At 51.1% G+C, this 15,734-nt stretch carries 19 protein-coding genes; 18 read left to right on the top strand and 1 reads right to left on the bottom strand.

Translation table 11 applies throughout. The features are described 5' to 3' along the window. Positions 1-44: 44 nt before the first annotated feature. Positions 45-1,967 carry an FAD-dependent oxidoreductase gene (locus PUT07_RS16565; protein WP_274469395.1) on the bottom strand — a complete coding sequence of 641 codons (1,923 nt, stop codon included), beginning with the start codon at positions 1,965-1,967 and terminating at the stop codon, positions 45-47. Positions 1,968-2,158: 191 nt separating this feature from the next. On the opposite strand from PUT07_RS16565, the gene rsgA reads away from it, so the two are divergent. The 18 genes from rsgA (at position 2,159) to recO (ending at position 15,686) form a co-directional block, all read left to right on the top strand. Beyond that, a complete protein-coding gene (rsgA, locus tag PUT07_RS16560) occupies positions 2,159-3,220 on the top strand; it encodes a ribosome small subunit-dependent GTPase A (RefSeq protein ID WP_274469394.1) in 1,062 nt (353 codons plus the stop codon). A gap of 66 nt (positions 3,221-3,286) precedes the next feature. Continuing rightward, entirely contained in the window at positions 3,287-3,589 is a 303-nt protein-coding gene (locus PUT07_RS16555) for a hypothetical protein (RefSeq protein ID WP_274469393.1), read from the top strand. 153 nt (positions 3,590-3,742) lie between these two features. Next, positions 3,743-4,093 (top strand): histidine triad nucleotide-binding protein, encoded by a 351-nt coding sequence (locus PUT07_RS16550; protein ID WP_274469392.1) that lies wholly within the window; start codon positions 3,743-3,745, stop codon positions 4,091-4,093. A 114-nt stretch (positions 4,094-4,207) separates the two neighbouring features. After that, entirely contained in the window at positions 4,208-4,381 is a 174-nt protein-coding gene (gene rpsU / locus PUT07_RS16545) for a 30S ribosomal protein S21 (protein WP_029195880.1), read from the top strand. Between the two features lie 8 nt (positions 4,382-4,389). Next, a complete protein-coding gene (locus PUT07_RS16540; protein WP_274469391.1) occupies positions 4,390-4,833 on the top strand; it encodes a GatB/YqeY domain-containing protein in 444 nt (147 codons plus the stop codon). A gap of 144 nt (positions 4,834-4,977) precedes the next feature. Then, the gene (locus tag PUT07_RS16535; RefSeq protein ID WP_274469390.1) at positions 4,978-5,661 is read left to right on the top strand and encodes an NfeD family protein; all 684 of its coding nucleotides are present in this window, start codon (positions 4,978-4,980) and stop codon (positions 5,659-5,661) included. Further along, positions 5,651-6,640 carry a flotillin-like protein FloA gene (floA, locus tag PUT07_RS16530; protein WP_274469389.1) on the top strand — a complete coding sequence of 330 codons (990 nt, stop codon included), beginning with the start codon at positions 5,651-5,653 and terminating at the stop codon, positions 6,638-6,640. Before PUT07_RS16535 ends, floA begins: the two co-directional genes overlap by 11 nt. A 19-nt stretch (positions 6,641-6,659) precedes the next feature. After that, a complete protein-coding gene (locus PUT07_RS16525; protein ID WP_274469388.1) occupies positions 6,660-7,121 on the top strand; it encodes a hypothetical protein in 462 nt (153 codons plus the stop codon). Positions 7,122-7,283: 162 nt separating this feature from the next. After that, complete coding sequence (gene yqfC, locus PUT07_RS16520; protein ID WP_274469387.1) at positions 7,284-7,562, top strand: sporulation protein YqfC; 279 nt, start codon at positions 7,284-7,286, stop codon at positions 7,560-7,562. Positions 7,563-7,599: 37 nt separating this feature from the next. Then, positions 7,600-8,793, top strand: a complete 1,194-nt coding sequence (gene yqfD / locus PUT07_RS16515; RefSeq protein ID WP_274469386.1) for a sporulation protein YqfD — start codon at positions 7,600-7,602, stop codon at positions 8,791-8,793. Positions 8,794-8,799: 6 nt separating this feature from the next. Continuing rightward, positions 8,800-9,765, top strand: coding sequence for a PhoH family protein (locus PUT07_RS16510; protein WP_274469384.1), 966 nt, complete (start codon positions 8,800-8,802; stop codon positions 9,763-9,765). Positions 9,766-9,804: 39 nt separating this feature from the next. Next, a complete protein-coding gene (locus PUT07_RS16505) occupies positions 9,805-12,033 on the top strand; it encodes an HD family phosphohydrolase (protein WP_274469383.1) in 2,229 nt (742 codons plus the stop codon). A 24-nt stretch (positions 12,034-12,057) separates the two neighbouring features. Continuing rightward, entirely contained in the window at positions 12,058-12,588 is a 531-nt protein-coding gene (gene ybeY, locus PUT07_RS16500; protein WP_274469382.1) for an rRNA maturation RNase YbeY, read from the top strand. Next, positions 12,588-13,292, top strand: a complete 705-nt coding sequence (locus PUT07_RS16495) for a diacylglycerol kinase (protein WP_274469381.1) — start codon at positions 12,588-12,590, stop codon at positions 13,290-13,292. Before ybeY ends, PUT07_RS16495 begins: the two co-directional genes overlap by 1 nt. A gap of 32 nt (positions 13,293-13,324) precedes the next feature. Continuing rightward, positions 13,325-13,744, top strand: a complete 420-nt coding sequence (gene cdd, locus PUT07_RS16490; RefSeq protein WP_274469380.1) for a cytidine deaminase — start codon at positions 13,325-13,327, stop codon at positions 13,742-13,744. Beyond that, positions 13,745-14,644 (top strand): GTPase Era, encoded by a 900-nt coding sequence (gene era, locus PUT07_RS16485; RefSeq protein ID WP_274469378.1) that lies wholly within the window; start codon positions 13,745-13,747, stop codon positions 14,642-14,644. A gap of 95 nt (positions 14,645-14,739) precedes the next feature. After that, positions 14,740-14,892: a YqzL family protein gene (locus tag PUT07_RS16480; RefSeq protein WP_274469377.1), complete on the top strand. Its 153-nt coding sequence runs from the start codon at positions 14,740-14,742 to the stop codon at positions 14,890-14,892. A 44-nt stretch (positions 14,893-14,936) separates the two neighbouring features. After that, positions 14,937-15,686, top strand: coding sequence for a DNA repair protein RecO (gene recO / locus PUT07_RS16475; protein WP_274469376.1), 750 nt, complete (start codon positions 14,937-14,939; stop codon positions 15,684-15,686). The last annotated feature ends 48 nt before the right edge of the window (positions 15,687-15,734 follow it).

Here is a 15,734-nt window from a genome sequence, read left to right as displayed (position 1 = left end):
CTCCATCCTTTGACGCGAGAGTCAAGGGCGGAGCAGCTTTTCGTTTACACGCTTTGCAGAGCTTGCTGAACTTCTTGGATGACGGCTAGCGCCGCGGTGCGGGCACTGGAGAAGGCGCGTTCCGCCAACTCGCCTTTCCCTGTGCAGCCGTCGCCGCAGAAATAAAACGGCACGTTCTCTACGCGGGTCGGGAGCAGGCTGTTAGAGGCGATATTTTTTACGCTGGATACCATCGCTTTCTTCGACACCCTTTTGACGGCCGTTACGTCGCGCCAGCCTGGATAATGCTTGTCGAAGAGAGCTTCCATCTGCTTATTTTTGTTATCGAGATATGTTTTACGCTCTTCTTCATTATCGAAACGATCGCTCAAGTAAGCGATGCCTTGCAGCAGCTGTCCGCCTTCAGGCACTAGCGTATGGTCGGTAGCCGATACGTCGCTGATGAACAGCTTGTTGTCCATATCGCTGATGTAGCTGAACGGTCTGGCCACGACTTGGCTTAACCCGACGTCGTAAACCATTACTTCGGTTGCGGTATTGGATTCGTATGTCGCAAGGAACGGCTCCCATGCCGTGCCTTTCAACAGCTTGACGACTTGCTGTACAGGCATGGCGAAGATGACTTTATCGAATGCGGCTTCGCGGTTCTTCGTTTGCAGGACGAATTTACGGTCTGCATAGCGCAAGCTTTCCACGCCTTCTTGCAGCGCGATTTCCCATTTGCCGGATGCCGTAAGCTTCTCCTTGAGCTGGTTCGTAATAACGGCCCAACTGCCTAGAATATAGTTCACAGGCTTCGAAGAGAGAAACAAATTATGATAGTACTCGCTGATAACCGCACCGGATACGTTGCGGGCATCCTCCGGCGTGATGAAGAAGTTGGAACATACGAGATGCTCCCACAGCTCTTTGACATCCTCGTCGGCATTGGATTCAGCCAAGTAGTCGGCCAAGGTGGCGTAATTTTTCAAATTATGGATGTTCGCGATAATCGCGGCGATTTCACCGACGAACCGCACTTTCTGGGCGGTGCTGAGCAAATCGGTTTTGAGCAGGTTGATCGCGTCAAGCGGTGCTTGCGTCAGTTGGTTATGCTTGGCGTAAAACACTTTGCGCTTATCCACTTGCTTGGAGGAGAAGGACAGTCCCAATTCACGTTCCATATTCGTAATCGTATGGCGATCGATTCCGTAGATGGCATGCGCGCCATAGTTGAGTGTGAATCCCGCTTTCTCATACGTAAAAGCACGGCCGCCAAGCTGCGGGCTGCGCTCGAACAGAACGCCTTCGATATGCGGGTTCTCCGATAAATAGGCGGCCGCGGTTAAGCCGGCGAGACCTCCGCCGATAATTGCTACTTTCATTGTGTGTTCCTCCTTGGGGACTGGTTCTACTTGCAGAAGGGCATTAGGCTCGTCGGAACGTAGGCCCGCCCACATCCAAGCTAAGTTGTTTTTCATCATGGAGAGTAAATCGGCATGCTCTTGCGTACACCAAGTGCGTATGGTGCCCGTGTACATGCAAACGAGCAGTTCAACCTTCCTGGCTTCCGGCAGCCAGTGGAGCAAGCTCTCGGTGAGCACATTCAGCTGGCGCTGTTCTTCGGCTTTCACCGTATCATTTTGCAGTGATAAGGCTTGCAAGCTCCGAATCAACCGGGGGGAGACGCGAATGTTAGACGCCAAGTCTAAAAATAAGCGGTTGATGTGTCCTTCCAGGGACTGCACCTTGGACGGGGGCTGCTTCACCCATTCTTGGATCAGTTGGATTTGTTTGTTGTAAAGGTCGGCGATGATGGCATCTTTGCTTTTGAAATAATGGTAAAAAGTTCCCTTAGATGTCCGTGTTGCCGCGATAATGTCATCGACGGACACATTCTCATAGCCTTTGTCCATGAACATGGATAAGGCGACGTCCATCATGACATCGCGCTTTTTGCGGGTGGTCGCTCGCATGAATTGACTCATGGGCTCACTCCATTCCAACCATCGATTTACTCCTATTATATGCAAAATTAGACCGTTAGTCTACATACGAATTGACCGATGTATAAATTCCTTCGAAGGAAAAATTAATCTAAATGATAGTTTACCGTGTGAGGGCAATAACCTTAGTCTATACTTTTGATCAGAACCCCATGAGAGGATGAATTTAACACTTGAATAAAGAAGCATTAGGTTGGAATTCGCACTTTGAGAAAGCTTTCGAACCTTATCTTACCGAAGGGTACCGTGCGGGACGGGTGTCCTTGGAACATAAACATATGTATCGCGTTCTGACGGAATCCGGCGAAGTGTTGGCTGAAGTTTCCGGCAAAATGCGCCACATGGCTCCTCACCGCGAAGATTATCCGGCGGTTGGCGATTGGGTTATCGTTGCGGTGCGGGAAGAAGAGCAGCGGGCGACGATTCATGCCATACTTCCGCGCCGAAGCAAGTTTTCCCGGAAAGTAGCCGGTCAAGTTACGGAAGAGCAGATCGTGGCGACGAACGTAGATACGGTCTTCTTGGTCACTGCGCTGAACCTGGATTTCAATATTCGCCGAATCGAGCGGTATTTGGTTCTGGCTTGGGAGAGCGGGGCTACCCCTGTCATCGTGCTGAGCAAAGCGGACCTGTGCTCGGATCCCGAAGCGTTGGCCGCCGAAGTCGCCGCGGTAGCCGCCGGCGTACCCGTCCATGTCATCAGCTCGGCGGAGAACAGAGGACTTGACGAGCTGGCCTCCTACATGGCGCCCGGCCGGACCGTTGCGCTGCTCGGCTCCTCCGGCGTCGGCAAATCGACGCTTGTGAACCGCATCTACGGCAAGGAAATTCTCCAGACCGGCGACATCCGCGAAGGCGATGACAAAGGAAAGCATACGACGACACACCGCGAATTGATTGCGCTGCCGGATGGCGGTATTCTGATCGACACGCCGGGGATGCGTGAGCTTCAGTTATGGGACGCCTCCGAAGGCCTCAGCACATCGTTTCAGGATATCGAAGAGCTTGCGCAGAGCTGTTATTTCCAGGATTGCAAGCACGAGAATGAGCCCAAGTGCGCGGTGAAAAGCGCTTTGGCCGACGGAACGCTGCCGCAGGAACGATTTCACAACTACGTGAAATTGCAGAAGGAACTTGCCTATTTGGCCCGCAAAGAGGATAAAAGCCTCCAGCTTGCGGAGAAAGCCAAATGGAAGAAGATCCACCAGTCACTCAAAAACCAGCATAACCGATAATTTGCCACTTGCAGTAGCCTTTTGCCTACAGCTGAATATGCTGTAGAAAAAAGGAGGCAAAGGCCCATGAATCATCCTGAGAAGCATGAGATTTGTATCAATCATATGCATCGTTATGTCAGCGTTACGATGGATAACGGCGCCATGTACGACGGCATTGTCGAGCATGTCGACGGCGACCATCTATACTTAGCGGTACCGATCGGCGGTGCAGACCCGGAACAAATGCGCGCATTCGTGCCATTCGGCTCCCCTTTCCCGTTCTATGGTTTTCCGTATCCCGGTTACGTATTCGGCCGGCGGCGTTTCGCCAGACAGGTTCTGCCTTTAGCCGGGTTGCTGGCTTTATCCTTACTGCCCTATTATTAATAGAAAAATTCTTTTCTGACATCTCGGTGTTCTGAGATGTTTCTTTTATTTGTAACCGTTCCTTGTATAAGGATGGATTGGATTGGATTTTTTGTTTCGTTTCCGATAAAATTAAAAGATGAGAGTTTACGAAAGCGAGGGACAAGCCCAAGAATGAGTGATTGTATTTTTTGCAAAATTGTTGCGGGGGATCTCCCGTCCAAGAAAGTATATGAGGATGATCAGATCCTTGCTTTTCACGACATCCAACCGGCTGCGCCTGTGCACGTGCTTATTATCCCTAAGAAGCATATTGCATCGCTGGCTGACGCTCAGGCCGAAGATTGGCCGCTCATGGGTCAATTGCAAGCGGCTGCCGCGCAAATTGCTAGAGAACTAGAGGTTGAAGAGTCCGGTTACCGTGTAATCACGAATATTGGGGCCAACGCCGGGCAGATTGTTCACCATATCCATTATCATTTGATGGCAGGGGCCCGGTTGTCCCCGTTAGGCGTACATAATTAGGGGCAACTTTCAGGAAACGTAAGGATTCGATTGACACCCTAATTACTATCACCTATAATGAGATTTGATGAACCGTTTGATCCTAGATGGTCTGTTCGGAGGGAGGGAAATCTGTTGTCAGAAACTCGAGTTCGTAAGAACGAAACTATAGATGCTGCACTTCGTCGCTTTAAGCGTTCCATCGCAAAGGATGGCATTCTAGCAGAAGTTAAGAAACGTAAACATTATGACAAGCCTAGCGTTAAGCGTAAGCTTAAATCTGAGGCTGCTCGCAAGAGAAAGTTCTAGGAGGCAACATGAGCTTAAGCGACCGATTGAACGAAGATATGAAGCAAGCGATGAAAAGTCAGGACAAGTTCAAACTCTCTGTTATTCGTATGGTACGATCTACCATTAAGAATGCTGAGATTGAATTGAAAAGAGCTTTAGACGACAATGAAGTGCTTGACGTACTAACTCGTGAAATCAAACAGCGTAAGGATTCCCTCCAAGAATTTTCCAAGGCCGGCAGAGACGATCTGGCCGACAACCTGAAGGCTGAACTTACCATTCTAACTGAGTACATGCCGCAACAGCTTTCTGAGGAAGAAGTGAAAGCCATTGTACAGCAGACCATCCAGCAAATTGGTGCTTCTTCCAAAGCGGATATGGGCAAGGTCATGACGGCATTGATGCCTCAGGTCAAAGGACGCGCTGATGGCAAGCTTGTTAATCAGTTGGTCCAACAATTATTGGGATAATACTTAAATATGTTTGAATGAATAAGACTGAGCGGATCGCTATCCACTCGGTCTTTTTATTTTTTATTGACGTAGACGAAACAGATCGGGATGTCAGACGTACATATTAATGATAAGGCAGCAATAAGAAAGGAGTGAGTGACGATGCTTGCAGACAACTTATCAGCCTTTCTGACACATCCTGTAACAGCAACGGTTTTATTAATGGTTGGCATTATTGGCATAGCACTGGAACTTTTGTTTTTTAGCAGCGGTTTGCTTGCTTTGGCGGGCGTTGCGGGTTTTGCGCTTTATTTTCTCGGGTACTACTTGGCAGGCTTTGCCGGCTTTGGCGATCTGGCCGTGTTCGGTTTAGGCATCGTTCTTCTCGTCTTGGAACTGTTCGTTCCGAGCTTCGGCATCCTAAGCGTGTTAGGGGCAATCTGTTTGTTCGGCGGCGTGCTGATGGCCTCCTCGGATCCGGCGGAAGCCGCGGTTATGTTAGGAATTGCGCTGCTGGCGGCGATTATCGTCATCCTGTTCGCTATTCGCACCTTCAAGCACCGCGGCGTGTGGAACCGGTTCATCCTGAGGGAGCAGCTGACGACTGACAAGGGCTTCACGTCCAGCCCGGACCGTTCCCATCTCCTTAGGCTAACAGGCCGGTCTATAACCCCGCTGCGGCCGGCAGGAACGGCCCTGATTCAAGGGGAGCGTGTGGACGTCGTTACGAACGGGAATTTTATCGCAGGGGATAAAGAAATTATCGTTGTCGAAGTGGAAGGAGCGCGCGTTGTCGTGCGTGAGACGGATGAGACGAACCTAGGAGGAATGTTGAATGACGATTGAACCTGGACTTTATTTGGTACTGCTGGCGGCGGTCATTATTGTTGCGCTGTCGATTCTGCTCAGCGTGGTACCCGTTATGCTGTGGATTTCGGCACTTGCTTCCGGCGTGCGCATCAGCATCATTACATTGATCGCCATGAGGCTTCGCCGCGTGACGCCGAGCCGCATTGTGAACCCGATGATTAAAGCGACGAAGGCGGGCCTTGATTTGAGCATCAATCAGTTGGAAAGCCATTTCCTTGCCGGCGGGAATGTGGATCGCGTCGTCAATGCGCTGATCGCCGCGCACCGGGCCAAAATTCATTTAGAGTTCGAGCGTGCGGCGGCCATTGATTTGGCGGGACGGGACGTTCTCCAGGCCGTTCAAATGAGCGTCAATCCGCGTGTCATCGAGACGCCTAATGTCTCTGCAGTGGCGAAGAACGGGATTGAGGTCAAAGTTATCGCGAGAGTGACGGTGCGGGCGAATATCGACCGCTTGGTCGGCGGCGCCGGGGAAGAGACGATAATCGCCCGTGTCGGCGAGGGGATTGTAACGACGGTAGGCTCCAGCGATTCCCACAAGGATGTGCTCGAGAATCCGGATCTGATTTCCCGCACCGTGCTGGGCAAAGGCTTGGATGCCGGGACGGCATTTGAGATTCTATCTATCGATATCGCCGATGTGGATGTCGGCAAGAACATCGGCGCACATCTGCAAACGGAGCAAGCGGAAGCCGATAAGCGCATCGCCCAGGCGAAAGCTGAGGAAAGACGGGCGATGGCGGTCGCGGCGGAGCAGGAGATGAAAGCGAAAGTCGTGGAAATGCGCGCGAAAGTTGTCGAATCGGAATCGCAAGTGCCGCTGGCGATGTCAGAAGCGCTTCGGAACGGCAAAATCGGTGTGATGGATTACATGAATTTGAAGAATATCGATGCGGATACGCAGATGCGCTCTACGCTCGGCAAGCTGAACGACGGCAAGGGCGATAAAGAATGACCGCGGATGAGGTGATGGTTTGGAGCAGCTCATTGAATTTCTAGTCAAACACTGGTATCTCGTACTGATTGGACTAACCTTCTGGTACCAACTGCAAAATAAAGCCCGCCGCGCGGCGAATCGTAAGCCGTCGCCCAGAGGCGGCATGCCCGCGTTCGGGGGTTCGCCTGACCAAGACAGGAGGCCGCCAAGCCCCGGCAGGCAAGAGGTGGAAGCCGCCGCTCGCGATACGCGCTCCAAAGGCGTACAGGGCGATTACACGCGTTCCGGCGCACCGGTGGCACCGGATGCCCCTAAGCCGAAAGGATCCCCGTTCAGCAAGCCTGCCGCTTCGTTACATGACGCCTCGCCGGTATATGCGGGCGATCTGACGGGACCCGGGGCATTCCCGGAGTCGCCGAGCCGGGAGCAGCTGCTGCAAGGTGTGGTGTGGGCGGAAATATTAGGCCCTCCAAGGTCCAAAAAGCCTTATCGCAAATAAATATGAACAGAGGAAGCGTCACTTTTCGAGCGATCGAAAAGGGGCGCTTTTTGTTTTCCAGTTTTTTCTCATAAAACAAGGGTCATTCGCATAATTTGGTAGAAAGTCTATGCACTTTTTCTGCTGCTCTGATCATCCAGTTAGAGGGGGTACTGCCCAGCTATGCGTCGCTTGACCCGCAAATGGAACCAGTTCACGGCCAAAATCCTGGATTTGCCTCAGGATGTGGTTCAGGACTTGCCGCGAATTACGATGATCGGCAACGTACAGCTCTATGTAGAGAATCATCGGGGCGTGCTTCATTTTTCCAGTGAAAACCTCAAGCTTGAATTAACGAAAGGGACTCTTGAAGTGCTCGGGAAAAATTTGGTCATCCGGGCGATCCTTTCCGAAGAAGTCTTCATCGAAGGTTTGATCGACAATGTCAAATACATGCCATAGGACGTAATACGCTTCAATTGGAGGGGGAGGCTGTCTCATGCAGCAATCATTGTTCATTGCCCGTTTGCGCGGGTATGTGCGCATTCAGATACGGGGAAACGGGTGTGAAAGGTTAATCAATCCCATGATGGAGAATGAATTCTCCATATGGGATATTCAAGTTGCCGGCGACGGGAAGCTTGAATTGAATATATTGATTAAGGATTTCTTCAAGCTTCGGCCGCTGTTGAAGCGGACAGGCTGCAGAGTGCATGTCCAGGAAAGGCACGGGCTTCCTTTCTTCATGGAGCGATTGGGCCGGAGAAAGGTGTTCCTGAGCGGGATAGCAGGCTTCATCCTCGGCATTTATTTGCTGACCTCGTTGGTTTGGCAAGTCAGTGTAGAAGGCAACGACCGCATCTCGGAGGCGGAAATCCTGCAGGCTGCGGCCAAACAAGGGATTCATACTTACCAATGGAAGTTCAGGCTGAAAAAGGCGGAGGACTTATCGCGGGAAATTCAAAGCTTGCTGCCGGGCACAGCCTGGGTCGGCGTTGAAATTCGCGGCACGCATGTGACGATCAAAGTGGTCGAAGCGACGATTCCGGATAAAAAAGAGCTGATGAATCCGCGAAATCTGGTCGCAGCCAAGAATGCGCTGGTGACGGAAATTTTAGCGGATAAAGGCAGACCGATGGTGAAGCCGAACACATATGTCAAAAAAGGGGACGTGCTGATCTCAGGCACGATCGGGGACGAGCAGAACAGCCAGACGGTAGTCGCTAACGGAAAAGTCAAAGGTGTGGTATGGTACACATCCCGAATCGAAACGCCTCTTACGAAGTCGTACCGGGTATATACGGGTGAAACGCGGAATCGCAATTATCTTGTTTTCGGCACCCGCGCTCTTCAGGTTAGCGGCTATGGGAAGCTGGAGTATGCCAACTTTGAGACGATTCCGGAGCGTAAAACGCTTGCCTGGCGGTCTTGGGCGCTTCCTGTCGGATGGCTTCACGAGAAGGTCATGGAAGTCGAAATCGTAGAGGAGCCTATCGACCCGGCTGCGGCCAGAAAGATAGGTCTGGAGCAGGCCAGAGCGAAATTGTTGACGACTGTTGGCGGCGATGCGAGACTCGTAGGCGAAAAAATTTTGCATGAAAAATCAGAGAATGGTAAAATTTATATAGACGTGCATTTTGAAGTCGAAGAAAATATCGCCGAAGAGCAACCAATTGTCATACGAGGAGACTGAGACCTGTTGGTAGAAAACGCACAATCCGTAAAAATAACATTGAAAAATCCGGCAGAAGGACTTGCATTGTTCGGTCCTCGGGATAAGTTCCTGCATGTGATCGAACGGGAAATCGCTGCACAAATTTATACGCGTGAAGCCGAAATAACGATTCAAGGACCGGCTGCGGAAGTGAACTCGCTTCAGCAGCTTTTTGAGGTTTTGCTGCAGCTTATCCGCAACAATTACACGCTGACCGAGCGCGACGTCCTGTACGCCGTTGAGCTCGCGAAGCAGATGAAAGCCGATCAACTTCTGGATTTATTCAAAGGTGAAATCACGACGACACACCGCGGGAAGCCGATTCGCGTCAAAACGATCGGACAACGGAAATATGTCGAAACGATCAAGAAGAAGGATATCGTCTTCGGTATCGGACCAGCGGGAACGGGCAAAACGTATCTGGCTGTCGTCCTTGCGGTTACCCGTCTGAAAGAAGGCGCTGTCAAACGAATCGTTTTGACGCGTCCTGCTGTCGAAGCAGGGGAAAGCTTAGGGTTTTTGCCCGGAGATTTACAGGAAAAAGTTGACCCCTATTTGCGCCCATTGTATGATGCTCTTAATGACGTCTTAGGCCCAGAGCAGGTGGCGAAGTCGCTGGAGCGCGGATTGATCGAAATCGCTCCGCTCGCTTATATGCGGGGAAGAACCTTGGACGATTCATTCATTATTCTGGATGAAGCGCAAAATACGACGCCTGAACAAATGAAAATGTTTCTGACCCGCCTTGGCTTCGGTTCCAAAATGGTCATTACCGGGGATGTTACGCAGATCGATTTGCCTCGCGGCAAATCCTCCGGACTTGTAGAAGCGACTCGCATTCTAAGCGGCATCGAGGAGCTTGGCTTCATTTACTTTGATGAGCAGGACGTTGTCAGACACTCGCTGGTTCAGAAAATCATCGTTGCTTACAATGCTGAAAACGAAAAGTAACTGTGCTGGTTTGTCAGGTAGAGAGGAATGACCTTCCGTATGAAAAATGAAGTGCAAATGAAAGGTAAATTTCATTACCAGCTCAACGGATGGAAATACAGTACGGGGATTCGGATACTGTTGTTTCTCTTGCTGGCTTTAGTATTCTTTACTTCCCTTTACGCAAAGCTCGTACCACAAGTGTATGACATCGAACTCGGAACGACGAGTGAAACGACGATTTACGCACCCAGGCAAATTGAGAACGCGATTGCAACCGAGCAAGCCAAGGAAGACGCGGCCAAGCGCGTTCAGCCTGTGTATCGTATCGTGAATCTCAAGAACGATACCATTATCGACGCTATTTATGATAAATTATTACAAATCAATGCGGACGAAGAAGTGAAGTTTGACGACAAAGTCAGCATTTTCCGGCGGGTGATACCCGGATTGATCAGCGATATGGAGAATCAGGCGGTCAAATCGCTCAGTGCGAGCGGCCAGTACAATGATACGCTGATCGAACAGATCAAGCAGGGGCTTGCGGAACAATCGTATCCGCTGCCGGAGGAATCGTATTTCAAGCTGCCACGGCTAACGAAGGACGAGCTGGCGGAGATGCGGCCGGTCACGAAGGAGATCGTGGCGAAACTGATGAACGATCAAGTGCTGGATGCTCAGACGGCGCGTGCCAAAGTCGCCGAAATGGTCAACACGTCCAATCTGTCGAAGAATACGATGCGTGAGATGGTGACGGAGATTGCAAGAGCCGTCATTACGCCGAATAAGTTCTTTGATCAGAAGGGGACGGATGATGCCAAGGGACAAGCCAGAGAAAGCGTCAAGCCGGTTTACATCAACAAGAATGATGTACTCGTCAAAGTCGGAGACGTCATAACGGAAGAGATTTACGCCAGGCTGGATAAGCTGGAGCTGCTGAAGAGCAAAGCGAACCACCTGCCGCAGATCGGTTTGGGCATCCTCTCCGCTTTATTGTCTTTCGTTGTGTTCATGTTCGTGCGACAGAGTCTGTTAGCGATCAAATACAACAATTCGCAGCTGGTAATGCTGATCCTTATTTTTATAATCAACATCACTTGTATGAAAATTATTTCGCTTGTCCAGAATTTGGACTATCCGTATATCGGTTATCTCGCACCGACAGCGCTGGGCAGCATTTTGATTGCCATTTTATTGGATGCACCGCTGGCTTTCATTTCATCGGTCTTATTCTCCTTGATGGCAAGTATTATTTTTAATGCAGAGCATACGCAGCTGTTCGATTTCCGTTACGGGATCGTTTCGCTCGTTATTTGCTTTACCGCCGTATTTACGATTCAACGGGCAAGCCAGCGGGCTACGATTCTGAAGGCGGGTCTGATGATCGCGTTTTTCTCGATATTGACGATATCGTCGCTCATGCTGCTGGAAGATCATTTCCAACAGAGAGAAGCGTTGTTCTCGATGGCATTCTCGGCCGTTGGAGGCCTGCTCACCGTTGTGTTCGTCATCGGCCTGCTGCCGTTCTTCGAAGTGGCGTTCGGCATTCTTTCGCCGCTGAAGCTGGTGGAGCTGTCGAATCCGAACCATCCGCTGCTGCGCAAGCTGCTGACCGAAACGCCAGGCACATACCACCACAGCGTTATGGTGGGCAATCTGTCGGAGGCTGCTGCGGAATCGATCGGCGCCGACGGACTTCTCTGCCGCGTCGGCTCGTATTACCACGATATTGGGAAGACGAAGCGGCCGAGCTATTTTATCGAAAATCAGACTAATATCGAGAATCCGCATGACCGCATCGATCCGAATTTGAGCAAATCGATCATCATCGCTCATCCGCGCGATGGCGTCGAGATGCTGAAGGACTACAAGATGCCAAAGGCGATCCGGGATATTGCCGAGCAGCATCACGGCACCACGTTGCTTCATTATTTCTACCACAAAGCCATGAAGCAAGCCGAAGAGGAGGGCAGCGACAAGTCCATTCTGGAAGAGGATTTCCGCTACCCGGGGCCCAAAGCGCAGTCGAAAGAAGCGGCCATCGTCGGGATCGCCGACAGTGTGGAAGCGGCTGTCCGCTCATTGCGCAATCCGACGCTGGAGCAGATCGATTCGATGGTTCACAAAATCATTAAGTCCCGTTTGGACGACGGGCAGTTCAACGAATGCGATCTTACGCTCAAGGAGCTGGATAAGATCGCCAAGACGCTGAATGAGACCTTGCTGGGCATCTTCCATGCAAGGATCGAGTATCCGAATGAGCTAGCTCCGAAGAAATCGGGAGCTTGATGACACAATTAGGAGGCACAGCCTATGGCAAGTGTAGATTTGACGCTGGAGTGGAGCAGCGAGCAGGACGCCAAAGAAATTACACCGGCGCTGATGGATAAGATGGAAGAGCTGCTGCGTTTGGCAGGGGAGCTTGAAGGGATCACGGCCGGCGAAGTCGCCTTGACGTTCGTCGACGACGAAGCGATTCAGGAGCTGAACAAGCAGTACCGCAATTTAGATAAACCGACCGACGTGCTTTCGTTCGCCATGAGTGAATTCGGGGAAGATGAAATTCACATTAATTATGAGGATGAGGGAACAGAGAACGCAAGTGACGACGATGAAACGGCTTCCGAAGGGTTCATTGAACCGCTGGGAGATATTATCATCTCGGTCCCGCGGGCGATTGCCCAGGCCGAGGATTATGGACATTCCGTTGAACGGGAGCTCGGCTTTCTGTTCGTACACGGTTTCCTGCATTTGATCGGCTACGACCACCAAAGCGAGGAAGAAGAGAAGGCAATGTTCGCCAAGCAGGAGGACATTTTGCAAAAGGCAGGTTTGACGCGCTAATGACAGACGGCTTCCGTAAATGGCGCAGGAGCTTCCGGTATGCCTACGAAGGAATCAAATATGCATTAGATACGCAGCGCAATATGAAATTCCATTTTTGCGTTGCTTTTCTTGTTTTGTTGGCTGCACTGCTTGTTCATTTGCCCAAAACGGATATTCTGTTTATTATGTTAGCTGTCACTTTGATGATTGTAACGGAACTGATTAATACGGCTGTAGAGAAAGCGGTGGATCTGGCGATGCCGGATCGGCATCCGCTAGCCAAGATTGCCAAGGACGTCGCAGCGGCGTCCGTCTTGGTGTCCGCAGGCTTCGCGGTCATCGTCGGGATGGTCGTCTTTTATGAGCCGATCGACCAGCTGCTCCGCGAGTCGCGTATTCAGCAGACGAATATGTCGGCGGGATCGATCTGGGTGTTGATCGCCTTGGTCGTGCTCACCGTCATCGTCATCGAGACCCGGTTCTCGGACAAAGGCAAATTAGTCCGGCCCAGCCTGTTGACGGCGGTCGCATTCTCCATCGCAACGGTCATTACCGTCTTCGTGGACCAGACGATCGCCGCACTGCTGGCCTATTCGCTGGCCGTAATTATTTTTATTATGCTGTATGACAAAAAAACACGCCCGTTTCCCGCGCTGTTCCTGGGCGCATTGATCGGCGCGGCGGTAACCGTCCTCGCCTTTTCCTGTTTAAATATGCTGTAGCGTGACAATATACGAAAGGAAGGTTAACGGACATGAATCCACAGGAGCTTATTCAACATGCCAAAGAAGCGATGAAAAGAGCCTATACGCCTTATTCGAACTTTAAAGTAGGTGCGGCGCTTCTTGATGCTGACGGCCATGTCCATTATGGCTGCAATGTGGAGAACGCGGCCTACGGTCCGACGAACTGCGCCGAACGGACGGCGCTGTTCCGCGCCATCGCAGACGGCCGCAAGGCAGGCTCCTTTCAGGCAATCGCGGTAATGGGAGATACGGATGGCCCGATTTCGCCCTGCGGCGTATGCCGTCAGGTGCTGGTCGAGCTCTGTCCGCCCGATATGCCCGTTTACCTGGGCAGTCTCAAGGGCGATTTCGCACAAACGACGGTATCCGCGCTGCTGCCAGGCGCATTCACAACCAAAGATTTGCAATCAAATGGAGGATCAGACTAAGTGGCTAAAAAAGAATTCAAATCAGGCTTTGTCGCCATCATCGGCCGTCCGAACGTAGGAAAGTCGACGCTCATGAACCAAATTATCGGACAGAAGATCGCGATCATGTCAGACAAGCCTCAGACAACCAGAAACAAAATTCACGGCGTTTATACGTCGGCCACCGGACAGATCGTATTTCTGGATACGCCGGGTATTCATAAGCCGACTTCCAAGCTTGGCGATTATATGAGCAAAGTCGCCCACGGGACACTGGGTGAAGTCGACGCCGTGTTGTTTCTCGTAGATGTCGTCGACGGCATCGGCGGCGGAGACCGCTACATTATCGAACAGCTGAAGCATGTGGAGACACCGGTCATCTTGGTATTGAATAAAATCGATCTTGTCAAGCCGGAAGAACTGCTCGCTATCATTACAACCTACAAAGATTTGTATAATTTTGCAGAAATCGTTCCCGTATCCGCGCTCAAAGGGAACAATGTTACGACGCTGCTGGAGCAGATCATCCGCTATTTGCCGGAGGGGCCGCAGTATTACCCGGCCGATCAAATCACCGATCATCCGGAGCAGTTCGTATGCGCGGAGCTTGTCCGCGAGAAAATTTTGCACTTGACCCGTGAGGAAATCCCGCACTCGATCGCTGTCCAAATCGAGGATATGCGCGTGGAATCCAACGGCGTCGTGCATATTTCGGCCGTTATTTTCGTGGAACGCGATTCCCAGAAAGGCATCATCATCGGCAAGCAGGGCAGCCTGCTGAAAGAAATTGGCCGTCAAGCGCGCCATGATATCGAGACGCTGCTCGGTTCCAAGACTTTCTTGGAGCTGTGGGTCAAGGTGAAGAAGGACTGGAGAAACCAGGAACGCGTGCTGAAGGATCTTGGCTTCCGACACGATTAAACGGCGATTGCCTAACAGTACCAATTATTTTTCGCATAGAGAAGCTTTCTCTGCACATCCTATGAACATCACGTTCGATGGGGAGAGTGCTGAACATGAAAGACTTTTCGTGGACGTATTTTTCAAAGACCGGTGATGTAGACGCCTATTTATTGTACAAGCAAGTCACCGGACAACCCGGCATGGATGCGGATGTGCAGGAAGAGGATCAGAGTAACGATGAGCCGTTGGAAGGTCTGGACATGTGACAGAAAGATCGTAAGTTCAGAGCGGCCTACATGGGGGAAATCATTTGCTGCGTAGTGTACAGGGGATCGTACTCCGTAGTATGGACTATGGAGAGGGGAATAAGATCATAAGTCTGTTCACCCCCGAGCTGGGTAAAGTTGGAGTCATGGCTCGGGGTGCGAAGAAAGTGAAGAGTAGACATGCCGCCGTTACGCAGCTTTTTACGTACGGCGATTTTGTTTTTTTCAAACAGAGAGGGCAGATGGGTTCCTTGAATTCAGCGGAAATCATTGAAGCCCATCATTCGCTGCGGGAAGACTTGCATAAGTCCGCACATGCCTCCTACTTGGCGGAGATGACGGACCGAATGCTGGGCGACGAGGAAGGAAGCACCTATCTTTTTGAGCAATTGAAAGCAGGCCTGAAGGCGATCGAAGAGGATAAGGACATGCAAATTGTCGTTCACCTCTACGAAATGAAAATGTTTGAGCTGGCCGGTTATTTGCCGGTCACGGACGGATGCGTATCCTGCGGCGAGACGTCGGGGATCACGAACTTTAGCCCGGGCATGGGGGGGACGCTATGCATCAGGTGCCGGCATAAAGATCCCGCCTCTATTACCGTGGGCGAAGGTACGCTGAAGCTGCTGAAGCTGTTTCCGCGCATGGATATGCGGCGATTAGGGGCCGTTCAAGTGAAAGAGGAAACGAAGGCACAGCTTCGAACATGCATGAGAACTTATATGGATATACATATTGGAGTCAAATGGAAATCACGGGATTTCATCGAGCAGATGGAAAAATACAATATTTAAACAAGTCTGATTTGACATGTAAATTATGGTTTGATATGATTTGATGGC

The organism is Paenibacillus sp. MAHUQ-63 (assembly GCF_028765165.1).
GTDB lineage: Bacteria > Bacillota > Bacilli > Paenibacillales > NBRC-103111 > Paenibacillus_E.
Note: the sequence above shows the minus strand (reverse complement) of the source record. Positions and strands in the feature narration are given on the sequence as shown.

Bases quoted from the DNA above. Each gene is read 5' to 3' on its own strand.
- yqfC (WP_274469387.1), top strand. From the start codon at position 7,284: ATGCGTCGCTTGACCCGCAAATGGAACCAGTTCACGGCCAAAATCCTG.
- PUT07_RS16495 (WP_274469381.1), top strand. From the start codon at position 12,588: ATGACAGACGGCTTCCGTAAATGGCGCAGGAGCTTCCGGTATGCCTAC.
- PUT07_RS16555 (WP_274469393.1), top strand. From the start codon at position 3,287: ATGAATCATCCTGAGAAGCATGAGATTTGTATCAATCATATGCATCGT.
- PUT07_RS16540 (WP_274469391.1), top strand. From the start codon at position 4,390: ATGAGCTTAAGCGACCGATTGAACGAAGATATGAAGCAAGCGATGAAA.
- cdd (WP_274469380.1), top strand. From the start codon at position 13,325: ATGAATCCACAGGAGCTTATTCAACATGCCAAAGAAGCGATGAAAAGA.
- PUT07_RS16505 (WP_274469383.1), top strand. From the start codon at position 9,805: ATGAAAAATGAAGTGCAAATGAAAGGTAAATTTCATTACCAGCTCAAC.
- floA (WP_274469389.1), top strand. From the start codon at position 5,651: ATGACGATTGAACCTGGACTTTATTTGGTACTGCTGGCGGCGGTCATT.
- PUT07_RS16535 (WP_274469390.1), top strand. From the start codon at position 4,978: ATGCTTGCAGACAACTTATCAGCCTTTCTGACACATCCTGTAACAGCA.
- ybeY (WP_274469382.1), top strand. From the start codon at position 12,058: ATGGCAAGTGTAGATTTGACGCTGGAGTGGAGCAGCGAGCAGGACGCC.
- PUT07_RS16565 (WP_274469395.1), bottom strand. From the start codon at position 1,967: ATGAGTCAATTCATGCGAGCGACCACCCGCAAAAAGCGCGATGTCATG.
- yqfD (WP_274469386.1), top strand. From the start codon at position 7,600: ATGCAGCAATCATTGTTCATTGCCCGTTTGCGCGGGTATGTGCGCATT.
- PUT07_RS16480 (WP_274469377.1), top strand. From the start codon at position 14,740: ATGAAAGACTTTTCGTGGACGTATTTTTCAAAGACCGGTGATGTAGAC.
- PUT07_RS16550 (WP_274469392.1), top strand. From the start codon at position 3,743: ATGAGTGATTGTATTTTTTGCAAAATTGTTGCGGGGGATCTCCCGTCC.